19 protein-coding genes are annotated in these 17,716 nt (G+C 61.9%); all 19 read left to right on the top strand.

Going from position 1 to position 17,716, the window contains the following annotated elements:
- The first annotated feature begins 14 nt into the window (after positions 1-14).
- Positions 15-1,796, top strand: coding sequence for a flagellar basal-body MS-ring/collar protein FliF (gene fliF, locus PSH59_RS18125; protein ID WP_248077914.1), 1,782 nt, complete (start codon positions 15-17; stop codon positions 1,794-1,796).
- The gene (fliG, locus tag PSH59_RS18120; protein WP_248077912.1) at positions 1,789-2,808 is read left to right on the top strand and encodes a flagellar motor switch protein FliG; all 1,020 of its coding nucleotides are present in this window, start codon (positions 1,789-1,791) and stop codon (positions 2,806-2,808) included. The genes fliF and fliG overlap by 8 nt, the downstream gene beginning before the upstream one ends.
- Positions 2,809-2,818: 10 nt before the next feature.
- Positions 2,819-3,583 carry a flagellar assembly protein FliH gene (gene fliH, locus PSH59_RS18115; protein ID WP_305393350.1) on the top strand — a complete coding sequence of 255 codons (765 nt, stop codon included), beginning with the start codon at positions 2,819-2,821 and terminating at the stop codon, positions 3,581-3,583.
- Positions 3,573-4,931, top strand: a complete 1,359-nt coding sequence (gene fliI / locus PSH59_RS18110; RefSeq protein WP_248077908.1) for a flagellar protein export ATPase FliI — start codon at positions 3,573-3,575, stop codon at positions 4,929-4,931. Before fliH ends, fliI begins: the two co-directional genes overlap by 11 nt.
- A gap of 3 nt (positions 4,932-4,934) precedes the next feature.
- Positions 4,935-5,384 carry a flagellar export protein FliJ gene (fliJ, locus tag PSH59_RS18105; protein ID WP_248077906.1) on the top strand — a complete coding sequence of 150 codons (450 nt, stop codon included), beginning with the start codon at positions 4,935-4,937 and terminating at the stop codon, positions 5,382-5,384.
- Positions 5,385-5,461: 77 nt separating this feature from the next.
- Positions 5,462-5,767, top strand: coding sequence for an STAS domain-containing protein (locus PSH59_RS18100; RefSeq protein WP_248077904.1), 306 nt, complete (start codon positions 5,462-5,464; stop codon positions 5,765-5,767).
- Positions 5,764-7,482 (top strand): fused response regulator/phosphatase, encoded by a 1,719-nt coding sequence (locus PSH59_RS18095; RefSeq protein ID WP_305393349.1) that lies wholly within the window; start codon positions 5,764-5,766, stop codon positions 7,480-7,482. The genes PSH59_RS18100 and PSH59_RS18095 overlap by 4 nt, the downstream gene beginning before the upstream one ends.
- Positions 7,483-7,512: 30 nt before the next feature.
- Complete coding sequence (locus PSH59_RS18090) at positions 7,513-7,860, top strand: Hpt domain-containing protein (RefSeq protein ID WP_305393348.1); 348 nt, start codon at positions 7,513-7,515, stop codon at positions 7,858-7,860.
- Positions 7,861-7,947: 87 nt separating this feature from the next.
- Positions 7,948-9,288, top strand: coding sequence for a flagellar hook-length control protein FliK (locus tag PSH59_RS18085; RefSeq protein WP_305393347.1), 1,341 nt, complete (start codon positions 7,948-7,950; stop codon positions 9,286-9,288).
- A gap of 183 nt (positions 9,289-9,471) precedes the next feature.
- Entirely contained in the window at positions 9,472-9,978 is a 507-nt protein-coding gene (gene fliL, locus PSH59_RS18080; protein WP_248077897.1) for a flagellar basal body-associated protein FliL, read from the top strand.
- A 9-nt stretch (positions 9,979-9,987) separates the two neighbouring features.
- Positions 9,988-10,956 (top strand): flagellar motor switch protein FliM, encoded by a 969-nt coding sequence (fliM, locus tag PSH59_RS18075; RefSeq protein WP_248077896.1) that lies wholly within the window; start codon positions 9,988-9,990, stop codon positions 10,954-10,956.
- A gap of 55 nt (positions 10,957-11,011) precedes the next feature.
- Positions 11,012-11,479, top strand: coding sequence for a flagellar motor switch protein FliN (gene fliN / locus PSH59_RS18070; protein WP_248077895.1), 468 nt, complete (start codon positions 11,012-11,014; stop codon positions 11,477-11,479).
- A 1-nt stretch (position 11,480) separates the two neighbouring features.
- Positions 11,481-11,915 (top strand): flagellar biosynthetic protein FliO, encoded by a 435-nt coding sequence (gene fliO / locus PSH59_RS18065; RefSeq protein WP_248077894.1) that lies wholly within the window; start codon positions 11,481-11,483, stop codon positions 11,913-11,915.
- Positions 11,915-12,658, top strand: a complete 744-nt coding sequence (fliP, locus tag PSH59_RS18060) for a flagellar type III secretion system pore protein FliP (RefSeq protein WP_248077893.1) — start codon at positions 11,915-11,917, stop codon at positions 12,656-12,658. Before fliO ends, fliP begins: the two co-directional genes overlap by 1 nt.
- A 4-nt stretch (positions 12,659-12,662) precedes the next feature.
- Positions 12,663-12,932, top strand: coding sequence for a flagellar biosynthesis protein FliQ (gene fliQ, locus PSH59_RS18055; protein ID WP_010208761.1), 270 nt, complete (start codon positions 12,663-12,665; stop codon positions 12,930-12,932).
- A gap of 4 nt (positions 12,933-12,936) precedes the next feature.
- Positions 12,937-13,722, top strand: a complete 786-nt coding sequence (gene fliR, locus PSH59_RS18050) for a flagellar biosynthetic protein FliR (protein WP_248077892.1) — start codon at positions 12,937-12,939, stop codon at positions 13,720-13,722.
- 2 nt (positions 13,723-13,724) lie between these two features.
- Positions 13,725-14,861: a flagellar biosynthesis protein FlhB gene (flhB, locus tag PSH59_RS18045; protein WP_305393346.1), complete on the top strand. Its 1,137-nt coding sequence runs from the start codon at positions 13,725-13,727 to the stop codon at positions 14,859-14,861.
- 302 nt (positions 14,862-15,163) lie between these two features.
- A complete protein-coding gene (locus PSH59_RS18040; RefSeq protein WP_248077888.1) occupies positions 15,164-15,370 on the top strand; it encodes a cold-shock protein in 207 nt (68 codons plus the stop codon).
- Between the two features lie 227 nt (positions 15,371-15,597).
- The gene (flhA, locus tag PSH59_RS18035; RefSeq protein ID WP_282445872.1) at positions 15,598-17,712 is read left to right on the top strand and encodes a flagellar biosynthesis protein FlhA; all 2,115 of its coding nucleotides are present in this window, start codon (positions 15,598-15,600) and stop codon (positions 17,710-17,712) included.
- The last annotated feature ends 4 nt before the right edge of the window (positions 17,713-17,716 follow it).

Here is a 17,716-nt window from a genome sequence, read left to right as displayed (position 1 = left end):
GCGAGATTTAAGTCATGGCAGAAGCAGTCGTGGACAACGTACCCGCCAAGGCAGACGGCAAGCCGCCGCTGTTCGGCCTGTCGTTCCTGGAAAACCTCTCGGAAATGACCATGTTGCGTCAGGTGGGCCTGTTGGTTGGCCTGGCTGCCAGCGTGGCGATTGGTTTTGCCGTGGTGTTGTGGTCGCAGCAACCTGATTACCGGCCGCTGTACGGCAGCCTGGCGGGTATGGATTCCAAGCAGATCATGGAAACCCTGGCCGCCGCCGACATCGCCTATACCGTAGAACCCAATTCCGGCGCTTTGCTGGTCAAGGCCGACGATGTGGCCCGTGCGCGCATGAAACTGGCCGCCGCCGGTGTGACGCCGTCCGACAGCAACATCGGCTTTGAGATCCTCGACAAGGACCAGGGCCTGGGTACCAGCCAGTTCATGGAAGCGACTCGCTACCGTCGGGGCCTGGAAGGCGAGCTGGCGCGCACCATCTCCAGCTTGAACAACGTCAAGGGCGCCCGCGTGCACCTGGCTATTCCGAAAAGCTCGGTGTTTGTGCGCGATGAGCGCAAGCCAAGCGCTTCGGTGCTGGTCGAGCTGTTTTCCGGCCGCTCCCTGGAGCCTGGCCAGGTGATGGCGATCATCAACCTGGTGGCCACCAGCGTTCCCGAACTGAGCAAATCCCAGATCACCGTGGTGGACCAAAAGGGCAACCTGCTGTCCGACCAGGCGGAGAACTCCGCACTGACCATGGCCGGCAAGCAGTTCGACTACAGCCGCCGCATGGAAAGCATGCTCACCCAGCGTGTGCACAACATCCTGCAGCCGGTGCTGGGCAACGACCGCTACAAAGCTGAAGTGTCCGCCGACGTGGACTTCAGTGCCGTCGAGTCGACCTCCGAACAATTCAACCCTGACCAGCCGGCCTTGCGCAGCGAGCAGTCCACCAGCGAACAACGCACTGCCAGCAATGGCCCGCAAGGTGTGCCGGGTGCCCTGAGCAACCAGCCACCGGCACCGGCCTCGGCCCCGCAAACCACTGGCGGCACTGCGGCTGCGGCGGGCGCGATTCAGCCTGGCCAGCCACTGTTGGACGCCAACGGTCAGCAAATCATGGACCCGGCCACCGGCCAGCCGATGCTCGCCCCGTACCCGGCGGACAAGCGTAACCAGTCCACCAAGAACTTCGAACTCGACCGTTCCATCAGCCACACCAAGCAGCAGCAAGGGCGCGTCAATCGTCTGTCGGTGTCGGTGGTGGTCGATGACCAGGTCAAGGTCAACCCCGCGGACGGCGCCGTTACCCGCGCTCCATGGAGCGCCGACGAATTGGCGCGCTTCACCCGTCTTGTGCAGGACGCCGTCGGTTTTGACGCCAGCCGTGGGGACAGCGTGAGCGTGATCAACATGCCGTTCTCCGCCGAGCGTGGTGAAGTCATCGCCGAAGCGGCGTTCTACACCCAGCCGTGGTTCTGGGACATCGTCAAGCAAGTGCTGGGGGTGTTGTTCATCCTGGTGCTGGTGTTCGGCGTGCTGCGCCCGGTGCTCAACAACATCACCGGCAACGGCAAGAAGCAACAGCTGGCGGCGTTTGGCGGCGGCGATGTCGAGCTCGGTGGCATGGGCGGCCTGGATGGCGAACTGGCCAACGACCGCGTCAGCCTCGGCGGCCCGCAAAGCATTCTGTTGCCTAGTCCGAGCGAAGGTTACGACGCTCAGTTGAACGCAATCAAAAGTCTGGTAGCAGAAGACCCGGGTCGTGTGGCCCAGGTCGTGAAAGAGTGGATCAACGCAGATGAGTGATAATCGAGCCGCTGTTGCCAAACTCTCCCGGGTCGACAAAGCCGCAGTCCTGCTGCTGTCGCTGGGGGAAACCGACGCCGCCCAAGTGCTGCGCCACATGGGCCCCAAAGAGGTTCAGCGTGTCGGCGTGGCCATGGCGCAAATGCGCAATGTGCACCGTGAGCAAGTCGAACAGGTGATGAGCGAGTTCGTCGAGATCGTCGGCGACCAGACCAGCCTGGGCGTGGGTTCCGACAGCTACATCCGCAAGATGCTCACCTCGGCCCTGGGCGAAGACAAGGCCAATGGGCTGATCGACCGCATCCTGCTGGGCGGCAACACCAGTGGCCTCGACAGCCTCAAGTGGATGGAGCCGCGTGCCGTCGCCGATGTGATCCGCTACGAGCACCCGCAGATCCAGGCAATCGTGGTGGCCTACCTCGACCCCGACCAGGCCGGTGAAGTGCTGGGCCACTTTGACCATAAAGTGCGTCTGGACATCATCCTGCGCGTGTCGTCGCTGAACACCGTACAGCCGGCCGCCCTGAAAGAATTGAACACCATTCTGGAGAAGCAGTTCTCTGGCAACTCGAATGCCTCGCGCACCACCTTGGGTGGCATCAAGCGCGCGGCCGATATCATGAACTTCCTCGACAGTTCGGTCGAAGGCCAGTTGATGGACTCGATCCGCGAGATCGACGACACCCTGTCCGGTCAGATCGAAGACCTCATGTTCGTGTTCAACAACCTCTCCGATGTCGACGACCGTGGCATCCAGGCGTTGCTGCGCGAAGTGTCTTCGGACGTGCTGGTGCTGGCCCTCAAGGGTTCCGACGAAGGCGTCAAAGAGAAGATCTTCAAGAACATGTCCAAGCGGGCTTCCGAGCTGCTGCGCGACGACCTGGAGGCCAAGGGCCCGGTGCGTGTCAGCGACGTGGAAACCGCGCAGAAAGAAATCCTCACCATTGCCCGCCGTATGGCCGAAGCCGGAGAAATCGTTCTCGGTGGGAAGGGCGGCGAAGAAATGATCTAAGGCGCTTTGCATGTCGAACAAAGATGAGGCGCCCAGCGATCTGATTCGCGCACGGGATGTCGGTGGGTTCGACATCTGGTCGTTGCCCAGCTTCGACCCGCACGTGCCCGAGCCCGAGCCGGAACCGGTTGTCGAACAACCGGTGGAGATGGAAGAAGTACCGCTCGAAGAGGTCCAGCCACTGACCTTGGAAGAGTTGGAAAGCATCCGCCAGGAAGCCTACAACGAAGGCTTCGCCGCCGGTGAGAAAGACGGTTTTCGCAGCACCACTCTCAAAGTGCGCCAGGAAGCCGAGGCGGCGCTGAGCGTCAAGCTGGCCAGCCTGGAACGCTTGATGGGCGGGCTGTTCGAGCCCATCGCCGAGCAGGATTCGCAGATTGAAAAAGCCATGGTGCGCCTGGTGGAGCACATTGCGCGCCAGGTGATCCAGCGCGAACTGGTGCTCGATTCCAGCCAGATCGAAAGCGTGATGCGCGAAGCCCTCAAGCTGCTGCCTCTGGGCGTGGGCAACGTGCGGTTGTATATCAACCCGCAGGACTTCGAGCAGGTCAAAGCCCTGCGCGAGCGCCACGAAGAAACCTGGCGCATCGTCGAAGACGCCGCGCTGCAACCGGGCGGTTGCCGGGTCGAGACCGAACACAGCCGCATTGATGCCACGGTGGAAACCCGCATCAGTCAGATCATGGCCAAGCTGCTGGACCAGCAGCACGAGCAAGCGCTCAACCCGGCCGAGCCCGACCTGAGCGTGGACCTGGACGCCGCCGATGCGCCTTGATCGCACCAGCTTCGCCAAGCGTCTGGACGGTTATACCGAGGCCACCGAGTTGCCTGGGCAGCCGATCCTCGAAGGGCGCCTGTTGCGCATGGTCGGCCTGACCCTCGAAGCCGAAGGCCTGCGCGCCGCCATGGGCAGCCGCTGCATGGTGATCAACGACGACAGCTACCACCCGGTGCAGGTCGAAGCCGAAGTGATGGGTTTTTCCGGCAATAAAATCTTTTTGATGCCGGTCGGCAGCCTGGCGGGCATCGCCCCCGGTGCGCGCGTGGTGCCCCTGGCAGACACGGGCCGCCTGCCGATGGGCATGAGCATGCTCGGCCGTGTGCTCGACGGCGCCGGTCGCGCGCTGGACGGCAAGGGTGGCATGAAGGCCGAAGACTGGGTGCCGATGGACGGCCCGACCATCAACCCCCTCAACCGCAACCCCATCAGCGTGCCGCTGGATGTGGGGATTCGCAGCATCAACGGTTTGTTGACGGTCGGCCGCGGCCAGCGTCTGGGCCTGTTCGCCGGTACGGGTGTAGGTAAGTCGGTGTTGCTGGGCATGATGACCCGCTTTACCGAGGCCGACATCATCGTGGTCGGGCTGATCGGCGAGCGGGGCAGGGAAGTCAAGGAGTTCATCGAGCACAGCCTCGGTGAAGAAGGTCTCAAACGCTCGGTGGTGGTGGCGTCGCCCGCCGACGATGCGCCGCTGATGCGCCTGCGCGCCGCGATGTATTGCACGCGCATCGCCGAATATTTTCGCGACAAGGGCAAGAACGTCCTGTTGCTGATGGACTCGCTCACACGTTTCGCCCAGGCCCAGCGGGAAATTGCCCTGGCCATCGGAGAGCCGCCCGCGACCAAAGGCTACCCGCCCTCGGTGTTCGCCAAGCTGCCCAAGCTGGTGGAGCGCGCGGGCAATGCCGAGGCCGGTGGCGGTTCGATCACGGCGTTCTACACCGTATTGTCCGAAGGCGATGACCAGCAGGACCCGATTGCCGACTCGGCGCGGGGTGTGCTCGACGGCCACATCGTGCTGTCGCGGCGGCTGGCCGAAGAAGGGCACTACCCGGCCATCGATATCGAAGCGTCCATCAGTCGGGTCATGCCGGCGGTGGTCACACCGGAACACATGATCCGCGCCCAGCAGTTCAAGCAGTTGTGGTCGCGCTATCAACAGAGCCGCGACCTGATCAGCGTGGGCGCCTACGTCGCCGGTGGTGACCGCGACACCGACCTGGCGATTGCCCTGCAACCGCAGTTGGTGACCTACCTGCGCCAGGGCCTCAACGACAAGATCAGCATGGGTGAAAGCGAAGCGCATTTGCAGTCCATCTTCGCCCCTGCGCCAGGCGGCTAAGCCATGGCCAACAGTCGTGCTGCCCGCCTGGCGCCCGTGGTGGACATGGCCGAGAAGGCCGAAAAAACCGCAGTGCAGCGCCTGGGCTACTTTCAGGGCCAGGTGCGCCTGGCCGAAAGCAAGCTGGGCGATCTTGAACGCTTTCGCGCCGAGTACCAGCAACAGTGGATCGAGCGCGGCACCCAGGGCGTGTCGGGCCAGTGGCTGATGGGCTATCAGGGCTTTCTCAATCAACTGGAAACGGCGGTCGGTCAGCAGCGCCAAAGCCTGGCCTGGCATCAGAACAACCTCGATAAGGCCCGTGAGAGCTGGCAGCAGGCATTCGCCCGCGTGGAAGGCCTGCGCAAGCTGGTGCAGCGCTATATCGACGAGGCGCGGGCGTTGGAAGACAAGCGCGAGCAGAAGCTGCTCGATGAGCTGTCCCAGCGCATGCCGCGCAAAGATGTGTATTGATCCTGGCCAGAAGTTGCCCACATCCCCATCACCTGCTACACCTTGTTGCATATTGCCAATGACAAGGAAGCAGTCGCATGTCAGTCGAGTCAGAAGTATCCCTGGACGGGAAGAAGTTGACGATTGCAATCAAGGGCCGGTTCGATTTCGGCAGCCATCAGATGTTTCGTGACGCTTACGAGCGTTTCTACAAGGTGCCTGAGCTGTATGTGATCGACCTCAAAGAAACCACCTACATGGACAGCTCGGCCCTGGGCATGCTCCTGCTGCTGCGTGATCACGCAGGCGGTGACGAGTCGCAGGTCATGGTGATCAACACCAGCTCCGACGTGCGCAAGATCCTCGCCATCTCCAACTTCGACAAGTTGTTCGACATCAATTGAGCGCCCTGGCCCCGGCTATTGAGCCGTTGACGATCCTGATCGTCGAAGACAGTGCCGCCGACCTGCTGTTGCTGTCGACCATCGTACGGCGACAGGGCCATCACGTGCTGACCGCCAGCAATGGCGAGGAAGCCGTGGAGGTGTTCGCCCGTGAGCGTCCGCAACTGGTGTTGATGGACGCCATGATGCCGGTGATGGATGGCTTCAGGGCGGCGCGGTGGATCAAGCAACTGGCGGGGGAGGCGCTGGTGCCGATCATCTTCCTGACCTCGCTGCGCGAAAGTGCCGCCCTGGCTGAATGCCTGGACGCCGGCGGCGATGACTTCCTGCCCAAGCCCTATAACCAACTGATCCTGGCCGCCAAGATCAATGCCATGGACCGCTTGCGCCGGCTGCAGGCCACGGTGTTGCAGCAGCGCGACCAGATCGCCAAACATCATGACTATCTGCTGCATGAGCAACGGGTGGCCAAGGCGGTGTTTGATAAGGTCGCGCATTCCGGCTGCATCAACGCCGCGCCGAATATCCGCTACCTGCAATCGCCCTATGCGCTGTTCAACGGTGATTTGCTGCTCGCGGCCTACACGCCGTCGGGCGACATGCACGTGTTGCTCGGTGATTTCACCGGGCACGGCTTGCCGGCGGCGGTGGGGGCCATGCCCCTGGCGGAAGTGTTCTACGGCATGACCGCCAAGGGCTACGGCCTGACGCAGATCCTGCGAGAGATGAACGCCAAGCTCAAACGCATCCTGCCGGTGGACATGTTCTGCTGCGCCACCTTGTTGTGCCTGAGTACCGAGCGGCGCGCGGTGGAGGTGTGGAACGGCGGCATGCCGGAAGGCTATGTACACGAAGTGGCCTCCGGCAAGCGTACGCCGCTGCAATCGCGGCATTTGCCGCTGGGCGTGCTGTCGGCGCACGCCTTTGATGATCGCACTGAAGTCTGGCCGATGGCCGTGGGTGATCGAGTGTTCCTGCTGTCTGACGGCGTGCTGGATACCGCTGATGCCAATGATCAACTGTTTGGTGTCGAGCGTTTGCAGCAGGTATTTGCCGCCAATCGCGAGCCGAATCGTCTGTTCGACGACATTGAGCAGGCGCTGGCGGCGTTTCGTGGCGAGGCGCGCGATGATGTGAGCATGGTCGAAATCACCTTGCAACCCGGTCAGTCGCTGCGGGCCACGGGGCCGTTGTATGCCGACAGTGGCCAGTCGTGCCCGCTGGACTGGTCGGTGAGTTTTGAGTTTCGCGCCGACACCCTCAAGCGTTACAACCCTTTGCCCTACCTGTTGCAACTGTTGCTGGAGATCCATGGACTGCGCGAGCAGAGCGGGGCGCTCTATAGCGTCATGGCCGAGCTGTACTCCAACGCCCTGGAGCACGGCGTGTTGGGGCTGGACTCGCAACTCAAGCGCGATGCCCAGGGGTTTGCCGAGTACTATCGCCAACGTAACGACCGCCTGGCGCAGTTGAACAATGGTTATGTGCGCGTGCATGTGCAGGTGGTGCCCACCGGGACGGGGGGCAAGATGACCCTGCGCGTGGAAGACAGCGGCCCAGGCTTTGACGTGGAACAGGTGCTGGCGCGACCGCTGGATGTCGACCGTCTGTCCGGGCGCGGCCTGAGCCTGGTGCGTCAATTAAGCAGCGAGGTGCGCTGGTCCGACGGCGGGCGCAGTGTCTGCGTGGAGTTTTGCTGGGGGGCTCTGGCATAATCCGCCGATTCTTGATCAGGGAGCGAGCAAGTGGCAGAGATTCATTTGGACCCGCAGGTGTTGTCGGGTTTGCAGGAAGTCATGGAAGGCGAGTACCCCAGGTTGCTCGATACCTTTCTTGATGATTCCCAGAAACGCATCGAAGCGCTGCGCAACGCGCGCGATGATGCCAAGGCATTGGGGCGCATTGCCCATAGCTTCAAGGGCAGCAGCGGCAACCTGGGGGCATTGCGCCTGGCGGAGCTGTGCCGGCGCCTGGAGGACGGTTCGGCGCAACCGGTCGAGGCTGACCTGGGCCGCCTGGTGGATGAGATCGATCAGGAATTCGCGCTGGTGCGGCCGTTGTACGAGCACGAGCGGCAGCGCTTTGAGCTGTGATTGAAGGTTGCTGACAAATCTGGCCCGACTCTTGCTCTAGCTCCTGATACTGCATCCCCGATCCCCATGCAGTGGAGACCTTTATTTATGCCAGTCGCCCCTAATTCGCTTCTTCAGGCTGCCCCTGCGGCCAAGCCTCAAGCGCCTGTCGCCACCCCGTCGGTAGCGGCTGCGGACCCACGGGACAAGGGCCCTGGCTTCGCTCAAGTGTTTGCCAGCCAGGGCTCGAAACCCACGGCAAAGGCCGACGACAACGCGGCCAGGCCCACGCGGGACAAGCCTGCCGATGCCAGCGCCAAGCCGTCATCCGGCAGCGACAAGCCTGCCGCCAGTACACCGGCGGTTGCCGATAGCGGCAATACCTTGCCTGCCAAGCCGCCGGCTGCGTCCGACGACAGCGCCGACACCGAGAGCGAAACGCCGGTCGACCCGACTCTGGTGCAACAGCCTGCGGTTGATCCGGTGGTCGACCCGGCCATGATTGCCTCCGTCACACCGGTGGCCGTGCCGGTACCGGTGGAAACCCCGGCCCCGGTCGCAGCGGCCAAGGATGACAAGGCCCAACCGTTGGTGGCCGCGCCGATCGCCGCCACCGAAGAGGCCAAGCCGACCTTCGACCCGGAGGCCGACCCGCTGGATGCCATGCCGGTTGTGCGTCTGGCGATGGAGCAGGGCGGACATGTGTCAGCCAGCAGTCAGGCGCCGGCCAAAACCGCGCCGACCACTCTTCAGGATCAGCCGACGGCCGCGCAGAACTTCGCCGCCGGCATGGCCACGATGGTCGATCAGCAAGCCACCAAAGACAGTACCGACCAGGGCGGCGACAAGGCCTTCAGCGGCTTGATCGAAGACGGCCTCAAAGACCTGAAGAGCGCCAGCAGCGATACCCGCGTTGACGACTTCGCCAATCGTCTGGCGGCACTGACCCAGGCCGCCACGCCGAAAACCGCGAACGCCCTGCCGCCGGTGACCAATGCGCCACTGGCCATGCACCAGAGCGGTTGGACCGATGAAATCGTCAACCGCGTGATGTACCTGTCCAGCGCCAACCTCAAGTCGGCGGAGATCCAATTGCAGCCTGCTGAACTCGGACGCCTGGATATCAAGGTCAACATGACGGCCGACCAGCAGGCCCAGGTCAACTTCATGAGTGCACATCCGGTGGTACGTGAAGCGCTGGAAAGCCAGTCCGGTCGCCTGCGAGAGATGTTCGCCCAGCAGGGGATGGGGCAGGTGGACGTCAATGTGTCCGACCAGTCCCGTGGGCAGGAGCAGCAGCAACAGCAGGCTCAGACCCGTGGCGTTGGCAGCGCTGGCGGGCGCGGCGCTGACAATGGCGACAGCGGCAACGCCATCGATGTGGCTGAAGCCGTGACGCCGGTGACCTCCACCGTGATCGGCTCCAGCGCCGTCGACTATTACGCCTGATTGCAGTGGTGAGCGGGCCCGCCCCGCACGGGGCTGTCCAGCAGCCCTCTCACCACAGCGAGCACCGCCCCACATTTGATGGGTGACGTGCCTTGCTCTGCGCTTACCAGACAACTCTGGCATAACACTTGCTCTTGCCTTTCCGTAGATCTATGAATCCCCGAATAGTGACGGATTATTGGCATGGCGAAGAGCGACGACGCAGCAAAAGCACCCGCACCCGCAGGCAAAGGTAAGCTCAAGCTTATTCTGTTGATAGTCGTGGGCTTGCTCCTGGCCATCGGCGCGTCGGTGGGCGGCACTTGGTACATCATGCACAGCAGTGCGAGCAAACCGGCACCTGCCGCCGAAACCGCCACCAACGCCAAGCAACCGGCGATCTTCGAACCGATGCTTCCGGCTTTTGTTGCCAACTTCAATCAGAACGGCCGTCAACGCTACCTGCAGGTGAGCATCACCTTGCTGGCGCGTAACCAGGCGGACCTGGACGCACTCAAGGTGCACATGCCGGTGATCCGCAACAACCTGGTGATGCTGTTCTCCGCCCAGAGCTTCGACACGCTGGCCACCCCGGTAGGCCAGGAAATGCTGCGCCAGAAGGTCACTGCCAGCGTGCAGGAAGTGGCTCAGAAGGAGCTTGGCAAAGTCGTGGTCGAGCAGGCGCTCTTCACTAACTTCGTATTGCAGTAGGATCACGACATGGCCGTGCAAGACCTGCTGTCCCAGGATGAAATCGACGCCCTGTTGCATGGTGTCGACGACGGTCTGGTACAGACCGAACTGGCTGCCGACCCCGGCAGCGTCAAAAGTTATGACCTGACCAGCCAGGATCGCATCGTCCGTGGACGCATGCCGACTCTGGAGATGATCAACGAGCGTTTCGCCCGTTATACCCGCATCAGCATGTTCAACATGCTGCGCCGCTCGGCGGACGTGGCGGTGGGCGGCGTGCAGGTGATGAAATTCGGCGAGTACGTGCATTCGCTGTACGTGCCCACCAGCCTCAACCTGGTCAAGATCAAGCCCCTGCGCGGCACCGCGTTGTTCATTCTTGACGCCAAATTGGTGTTCAAGCTGGTGGACAACTTCTTCGGCGGTGACGGGCGTCACGCCAAGATCGAAGGCCGTGAGTTCACCCCCACCGAGCTGCGGGTGGTGCGCATGGTGCTCGAGCAAGCCTTTATCGATTTGAAGGAAGCGTGGCAAGCGATCATGGAAGTCAGTTTCGAGTACATCAACTCGGAAGTGAACCCGGCCATGGCCAACATCGTCGGGCCCAGCGAAGCCATTGTGGTCTCCACGTTCCACATCGAACTCGATGGCGGCGGCGGCGACCTGCACGTGACGATGCCGTACTCGATGATCGAGCCGGTGCGTGAAATGCTCGACGCCGGCTTCCAGTCCGACCTGGACGACCAGGACGAACGCTGGGTCAAGGCCCTGCGCGAAGACCTGCTGGACGTCGATGTGCCGCTGAGTGCCACCGTGGCCCGCCGCCAACTGCGCCTGCGGGATATTTTGCACATGCAACCGGGGGACATCATCCCCGTCGAATTGCCGGAAGAAATGATCATGCGCGCCAACGGCGTGCCGTCATTCAAGGTCAAGCTGGGTTCCCACAAGGGCAACCTGGCGCTGCAGGTGGTGGAGTCGATCACTCGCCGTTGATGCCACCTGTTGATACATCCCTATTTATGAATGTTTGCTCCGCCGAGGACATGTAATGGCTACCGAACACGAAAACACTTCTGCCGAAGACCAGGCCCTGGCTGACGAATGGGCGGCTGCCCTGGAAGAAACCGGCGAGGTTGGCCAGGACGATATCGACGCACTGCTGGCGGCGGATGCCGCCACCGCACCAGTGGGCAACCGCCTGCAAATGGAAGAGTTCGGCAGCGTGCCGAAGAACAACGACCCGGTGACCCTCGACGGGCCGAACCTGGACGTGATCCTCGATATCCCGGTGTCGATTTCCATGGAAGTGGGCAGCACCGACATCAACATCCGCAACCTGCTGCAACTCAACCAGGGCTCGGTGATCGAACTTGACCGCCTGGCCGGTGAGCCATTGGACGTGCTGGTCAACGGCACCCTGATTGCCCACGGTGAAGTGGTGGTGGTCAACGAAAAGTTCGGCATCCGCCTGACGGACGTGATCAGCCCAAGCGAACGCATCAAGAAGTTGCGCTGATATGAAACGGCTGATGGTGGGACTGTTGCTCGCGCTGCCATTGGACGCCTGGGCCGCCGAGCCGCTGGCCCAGGCCGTCGCCGCACCGGTCGGCAGTGGCCTTGGTGGTCAGCTGACGCAGTTGGTGTTGGGCCTGCTGCTGGTGGTGGGCTTGATCTTTGTGCTGGCCTGGCTGTTGCGCCGTGTGCAGCAGGTCGGCCCGGGCAATGCTCAGGTGATCGAGCTGATCGGCTCGCGTGCCCTCGGCCCGCGTGACCGGCTGGTGCTGGTGCAGGTGGGGGAGGAGCAGATCCTGCTCGGCCTGACGCCTGGCCGGATCACCCCGCTGCATGTGCTCAAAACGCCGGTGAACGTGGCCCAGACCGAGGCCGCCACGCCAGAATTCGCTCAGCGTCTGATGGAGTTGCTGGGCAAGGATCAGAAGGATAAGAAGTAATGCGCGTTTTATTGACGCTCATGCTGTTGCTGGCTGCGCCGTTGGCGATGGCCGCCGACCCGTTGTCGATCCCGGCCATTACGCTGGGTACCAATGCGGCCGGGGCCCAGGAATATTCGGTCAGCCTGCAGATCCTGCTGATCATGACGGCGCTGAGTTTTATCCCGGCGTTCGTCATGCTGATGACCAGTTTCACGCGGATCATCATTGTGTTCTCGATTCTGCGTCAGGCCCTGGGCCTGCAGCAGACCCCCTCGAACCAGATCCTCACCGGCATGGCCCTGTTCCTGACCATGTTCATCATGGCGCCGGTGTTCGACAAGGTGAACCAGCAGGCCCTGCAGCCCTACCTGGCAGAAAAAATGACCGCCCAGGACGCGATCGACAAGGCCCAGGGCCCGATCAAGGATTTCATGCTGTCGCAGACCCGTTCCAGCGACCTGGAGCTGTTTGTGCGCCTGTCCAAGCGCACTGACATTGCCACCCCGGATCAGGCGCCGCTGACCATCCTGGTGCCGGCGTTCGTCACCTCGGAACTCAAGACCGCGTTCCAGATAGGGTTCATGATTTTCATCCCGTTCCTGATCATCGACCTGGTGGTGGCAAGCGTGCTGATGGCGATGGGCATGATGATGCTGTCGCCGCTGATCATCTCGTTGCCGTTCAAGATCATGCTGTTTGTGCTGGTGGACGGTTGGGCGCTGATTATCGGCACCCTGGCCGGCAGTTTCGGCGGGGTATAGGGCCATGACACCAGAAGTCGCCGTCGACCTGTTCCGTGAAGCGCTGTGGCTGACCACCGTGATGGTCGCCGTGCTGGTGGTGCCGAGCCTGTTGGTGGGCCTGTTGGTGGCGATGTTTCAGGCCGCGACCCAGATCAACGAACAGACCTTGAGCTTCCTTCCGCGTTTGCTGGTGATGCTGGTCACCCTGATCGTCGCCGGCCCGTGGCTGGTGCAAACCTTCATGGAATACATCCTGCAGTTGTACGGCAGTATTCCGCAGTTGATCGGCTGATCGGATGAACTCGCTGCTGGCCTTGACCGACACCCAGATCAGCACCTGGGTGGCGTCGTTTATCCTGCCCTTGTTTCGGGTCACGGCCATGCTGATGGCCATGCCTGTGTTCGGCACGACCCTGGTGCCGCGCCGCGTGCGCCTGTATTTCGCCGTGGCGATCACGGTGGTGCTGGTGCCGGGGTTGCCGCCGATGCCGCCGGTCAATGCGCTGGACCTGAGTGCCCTGATGTTGATTGCTGAACAGGTCCTCATCGGCGCCATGCTCGGCTTCTCCTTGCAACTGTTCTTCCAGGCTTTCGTGGTCGCCGGGCAGATTATCTCGGTGCAGATGGGCATGGGTTTTGCGTCCATGGTCGACCCCACCAACGGCGTGTCGGCCGCGGTGATCGGGCAGTTCCTGACCATGCTGGTGACCTTGCTGTTTCTGGCCATGAACGGTCACCTGGTGGCCTTCGAAGTGCTGACCGAAAGCTTCACCACGCTGCCTGTGGGCTCGGGGCTGGTGGTCAACCATTTCTGGGAAGTGGTCGGGCGTCTCGGTTGGGTGCTGGGGGCGTCGCTGCTGCTGGTGCTGCCGGCGATCACAGCGCTGCTGGTGGTCAATATCGCGTTCGGCGTGATGACCCGTGCGGCGCCGCAACTGAACATCTTTTCCATCGGTTTCCCATTGACCCTGGTGCTGGGCATGGGGATTTTCTGGGTCGGCCTGGCTGACATTCTCAATCAGTATCAACCGCTGGCGACGGACGCCTTGCAGTTCTTACGTGATCTGGCACGGGCGCGCTGAGCATGGCCGAGAGTGAGAGTGGTCAGGACAAAACAGAAGACCCCACGGAGAAACGTAAAAAGGACTCCAGGGAAAAGGGCGAGATTGCGCGCTCCAAAGAGCTCAATACCGTGGCGACCATGATGGCCGGCGCGGGCGCCTTGCTGATCTATGGCGGCGGCCTGGCGCTGGACTTGCTCGAGATGATGAAGCACAACTTCAGCTTGCCCCGTGAAGTGTTGCTCAACCCCGACTCCATGGGGCAGTACCTGCTGCACTCGGGCAAAATCGCGCTCCTGGCGGTGCAGCCGATCCTCATCACCTTGCTGTTGGCGGCGCTGATCGGGCCGGTCGCTCTTGGCGGCTGGCTGTTCGCTGCCGGCAGCATGGCGCCCAAGTTCAGCCGCATGAACCCGGCGGCGGGGCTCAAGCGTATGTTTTCGGCCAAGGCCCTGGTGGAGCTGCTCAAGGCCCTGGCCAAATTCATCCTGATTCTGTTCGTGGCGCTGATGGTGTTGTCGTCCGACATTGACGACCTGCTGCGCATCGCCCACGAGCCGCTGGAGTCGGCGATCATCCACAGTGTGCAGGTGGTGGGCTGGAGCGCGCTGTGGATGGCGGCGGGGCTGATCATCATTGCGGCGGTGGATGCGCCGATCCAGCTGTGGGAAAGCCACAAGAAACTGCTGATGACCAAGCAGGAAGTGCGCGATGAGCACAAGGATCAGGAAGGCCGACCTGAGGTCAAGCAACGCATTCGTCAACTGCAGCGGGAAATGTCCCAGCGCAAGATGATGGCGGCGGTGCCGGATGCCGACGTGGTCATCACCAACCCGACCCACTACGCCGTGGCCCTCAAATACGACCCGGAGAAGGGCGGCGCGCCCATGCTGCTGGCCAAGGGCAGCGACTTCACCGCATTGAAAATCCGCGAAATCGCCGTGGCCAACGACATTCTGCTGCTGGAGTCGCCGGAACTGGCGCGCTCGATCTTCTACTCCACCGACCTCGACCAGGAAATCCCCGCCGGGTTGTACCTGGCGGTGGCGCAGGTGCTGGCGTATGTCTATCAGATTCGCCAGTACCGTGCCGGCCAGGGCAAGCGCCCGGACCCGCTCAAAGACCTGCCGATCCCACCGGAACTGCGCCGCGATTCCTGACCCTCCCGGTGGCCTGCCCCCCCCAAAAAAAACCTGCCTCTTCGTGAATCCTGGCACGCGGCGGTGATCTTGTTGGGGCCGCTTCGCAGCCCGGGGCAGGGCAAGCCTGCTCACCACAACAACCCTGCTTACAACAACCCTGCTCATCACAGCACATTGCGCTCACCAGAGAGACCGTCGCTTGCCTCCCGTACCACCCGTCGCCCGTGTGTGTCTACCTGTCAACTCTGACAGTAGCCAACCCGGTTTCCAGACGGTTTGATAAGGCGTAAGCCTCACATCAAGCCGTTCGGAGATTGGCAATGGCAACAGGCACCGTGAAGTGGTTCAACAAGGAAAAAGGGTTTGGTTTCATCAGTCCTGACGATGGCACGGCCGATGTGTTCGTACACTTTTCGGGTATCAATTCAGGCAATTACAAAAGCCTGGAAGAGAATCAAAAGGTTGAGTACGTGCTGGTCGAGGGCCCCAAGGGGCAGCAGGCAACGGAAGTGACAACGCTAAAATAATCTTCGACCCTCATCAGGGTGTTCCCACGCGCGGGGAACGATCAACCTTGTCGGAAAACTCTCCATAAAGCGGGTCTCCACACCTGGGTAATTGGCGCGCCTGTGAGGTTATCCAAGCCCAAAACCAAAGTTGGACAGCTTCTTGCAATACCGCCACCAGGACGCCTCCCGGCGTCAAAAGTTTGCTTCAAGGGAAACGAGGAATACCGGTGGTGGATCGCTCTCAAATGCTCGGCACGGCACGTACAACCCTGACTGACCTCTCGCGGGGCAATCTGGGTGTGCCGTTGTTGTTGCTGGTGATGTTGGCAATGATGATGTTGCCGATGCCGCCGTTCCTGCTGGATGTGTTCTTCACCTTCAACATCGCCCTGTCGGTGGTGGTGCTGCTGGTGTGCGTGTACGCCTTGCGGCCGCTGGATTTTGCGGTATTTCCCACGATTTTGCTGGTGGCGACCCTGTTGCGCCTGGCCTTGAACGTGGCCTCGACCCGTGTGGTGATGCTTCACGGTCAGGACGGCCACGCCGCCGCCGGTAAGGTGATCCAGGCCTTCGGTGAGGTGGTGATCGGCGGTAACTACGTGGTGGGTATCGTGGTGTTCGCGATCCTGATGATCATCAACTTCGTGGTGGTGACCAAGGGTGCCGGGCGGATTTCCGAGGTGAGCGCGCGGTTTACCCTCGACGCCATGCCCGGCAAACAGATGGCCATCGACGCCGACCTCAACGCCGGCCTGATCGACCAGAACCAGGCCAAGTCCCGTCGTCTGGAAGTGGCCCAGGAAGCCGAGTTCTACGGCTCCATGGACGGTGCCAGCAAATTTGTGCGCGGTGACGCCATCGCCGGCCTGCTGATTCTGTTCATCAACCTGATCGGTGGCGTGGCTGTGGGCATGTTCCAGCACGGCATGACCTTCGGCGATGCGGGCAAGGTGTACGCCTTGCTGACCATCGGTGACGGTTTAGTGGCGCAATTGCCATCACTGTTGTTATCCACAGCAGCAGCCATCATGGTAACCCGTGCTTCGGGCTCCGAAGACATGGGCAAGCAGATCAGCCGGCAGATGTTCGCCTCGCCCAAGGCTCTGGCCGTGGCGGCGGGCATCATGGCGATCATGGGGATCGTGCCGGGCATGCCCCATGTGTCGTTTCTGAGCATGGCGGCCTTGGCGGGCGGTGGTGCGTATCTGTTCTGGAAGAAACAGAACCAGGTCAAAGTCATCGCCCAGCAGGAAATCGCACGCCAGCAGGAATTGCTGCCATCCCCGGCGCGGGCCCAGGAAACCAAGGAGTTGGGCTGGGATGACGTCACTCCGATCGACATGATCGGCCTGGAAGTCGGCTACCGCCTGATTCCGCTGGTGGACCGCAACCAGGGCGGCCAATTGCTCGCGCGGATCAAGGGCGTGCGCAAGAAGTTATCCCAGGACCTGGGCTTTTTGATGCCCACCGTGCACATCCGCGACAACCTCGATCTGGCCCCGAGCGCCTATCGCCTGACCCTGATGGGCGTGATTCTGGCCGAAGCCGAGATCTACCCGGACCGCGAGTTGGCGATCAACCCCGGCCAGGTGTTCGGCAGCCTCAATGGCATTACCGCCAAAGATCCGGCTTTTGGCCTGGAGGCGGTATGGATCGAAATCAGCCAGCGCAGCCAGGCGCAGTCCCTGGGCTACACCGTGGTGGACGCCAGCACCGTGGTCGCCACTCACCTTAACCAGATCCTGTACAAGCACTCCCACGAGCTGATCGGCCACGAGGAAGTCCAGCAATTGATGGGCCTGCTGGGCAAAGCCTCGCCGAAACTGGCCGAAGAGCTGGTGCCTGGCGTGCTGTCGCTGTCGCAATTGCTCAAAGTGCTGCAGGCGCTGTTGGCCGAACAGGTGCCGGTGCGAGACATCCGCAGCATTGCCGAAGCCATCGCTAACAACGCCGCCAAGAGTCAAGATACTGCCGCGCTGGTGGCGGCGGTGCGGGTTGGATTGTCTCGCGCAATCGTGCAAAGCATTGTGGGGCTTGACTCCGAGCTGCCTGTGATCACCTTGGAGCCAAGGTTGGAACAGATATTGCTCAATAGTATTCAGAAGGCAGGACAAGGCCAGGAAGAGGGCGTTCTGCTGGAGCCAAGCATGGCTGAAAAACTGCAGCGTTCGTTGATCGACGCCGCACAGCGCCAGGAAATGCAGGGCCAACCGGTGATTCTGCTGGTGGCGGGCCCAGTCCGGGCGATGTTGTCGCGGTTTGGACGCCTGGCAGTACCGAATTTGCACGTTTTGGCTTATCAGGAAATTCCTGACAACAAGCAAGTGACTATCGTCGCGACAGTAGGGCCCAACGGCTGAGGGT

The sequence above is a fragment of the Pseudomonas sp. FP2309 genome (assembly GCF_030687575.1).
GTDB lineage: Bacteria > Pseudomonadota > Gammaproteobacteria > Pseudomonadales > Pseudomonadaceae > Aquipseudomonas.
The sequence above is the reverse complement of the archived record's forward strand: the minus strand, read 5'-3'. Positions and strand labels throughout refer to the sequence as shown.

Excerpts from the sequence above, each read along its gene's own strand:
- fliN (WP_248077895.1), top strand. The coding sequence starts at position 11,012 with ATGGCTACCGAACACGAAAACACTTCTGCCGAAGACCAGGCCCTGGCT.
- fliI (WP_248077908.1), top strand. The coding sequence starts at position 3,573 with ATGCGCCTTGATCGCACCAGCTTCGCCAAGCGTCTGGACGGTTATACC.
- flhB (WP_305393346.1), top strand. The coding sequence starts at position 13,725 with ATGGCCGAGAGTGAGAGTGGTCAGGACAAAACAGAAGACCCCACGGAG.
- fliP (WP_248077893.1), top strand. The coding sequence starts at position 11,915 with ATGCGCGTTTTATTGACGCTCATGCTGTTGCTGGCTGCGCCGTTGGCG.
- flhA (WP_282445872.1), top strand. The coding sequence starts at position 15,598 with ATGCTCGGCACGGCACGTACAACCCTGACTGACCTCTCGCGGGGCAAT.
- PSH59_RS18040 (WP_248077888.1), top strand. The coding sequence starts at position 15,164 with ATGGCAACAGGCACCGTGAAGTGGTTCAACAAGGAAAAAGGGTTTGGT.
- fliQ (WP_010208761.1), top strand. The coding sequence starts at position 12,663 with ATGACACCAGAAGTCGCCGTCGACCTGTTCCGTGAAGCGCTGTGGCTG.
- fliO (WP_248077894.1), top strand. The coding sequence starts at position 11,481 with ATGAAACGGCTGATGGTGGGACTGTTGCTCGCGCTGCCATTGGACGCC.
- fliJ (WP_248077906.1), top strand. The coding sequence starts at position 4,935 with ATGGCCAACAGTCGTGCTGCCCGCCTGGCGCCCGTGGTGGACATGGCC.
- fliM (WP_248077896.1), top strand. The coding sequence starts at position 9,988 with ATGGCCGTGCAAGACCTGCTGTCCCAGGATGAAATCGACGCCCTGTTG.
- PSH59_RS18085 (WP_305393347.1), top strand. The coding sequence starts at position 7,948 with ATGCCAGTCGCCCCTAATTCGCTTCTTCAGGCTGCCCCTGCGGCCAAG.
- fliH (WP_305393350.1), top strand. The coding sequence starts at position 2,819 with ATGTCGAACAAAGATGAGGCGCCCAGCGATCTGATTCGCGCACGGGAT.
- fliL (WP_248077897.1), top strand. The coding sequence starts at position 9,472 with ATGGCGAAGAGCGACGACGCAGCAAAAGCACCCGCACCCGCAGGCAAA.
- fliG (WP_248077912.1), top strand. The coding sequence starts at position 1,789 with ATGAGTGATAATCGAGCCGCTGTTGCCAAACTCTCCCGGGTCGACAAA.
- PSH59_RS18100 (WP_248077904.1), top strand. The coding sequence starts at position 5,462 with ATGTCAGTCGAGTCAGAAGTATCCCTGGACGGGAAGAAGTTGACGATT.
- fliF (WP_248077914.1), top strand. The coding sequence starts at position 15 with ATGGCAGAAGCAGTCGTGGACAACGTACCCGCCAAGGCAGACGGCAAG.
- fliR (WP_248077892.1), top strand. The coding sequence starts at position 12,937 with ATGAACTCGCTGCTGGCCTTGACCGACACCCAGATCAGCACCTGGGTG.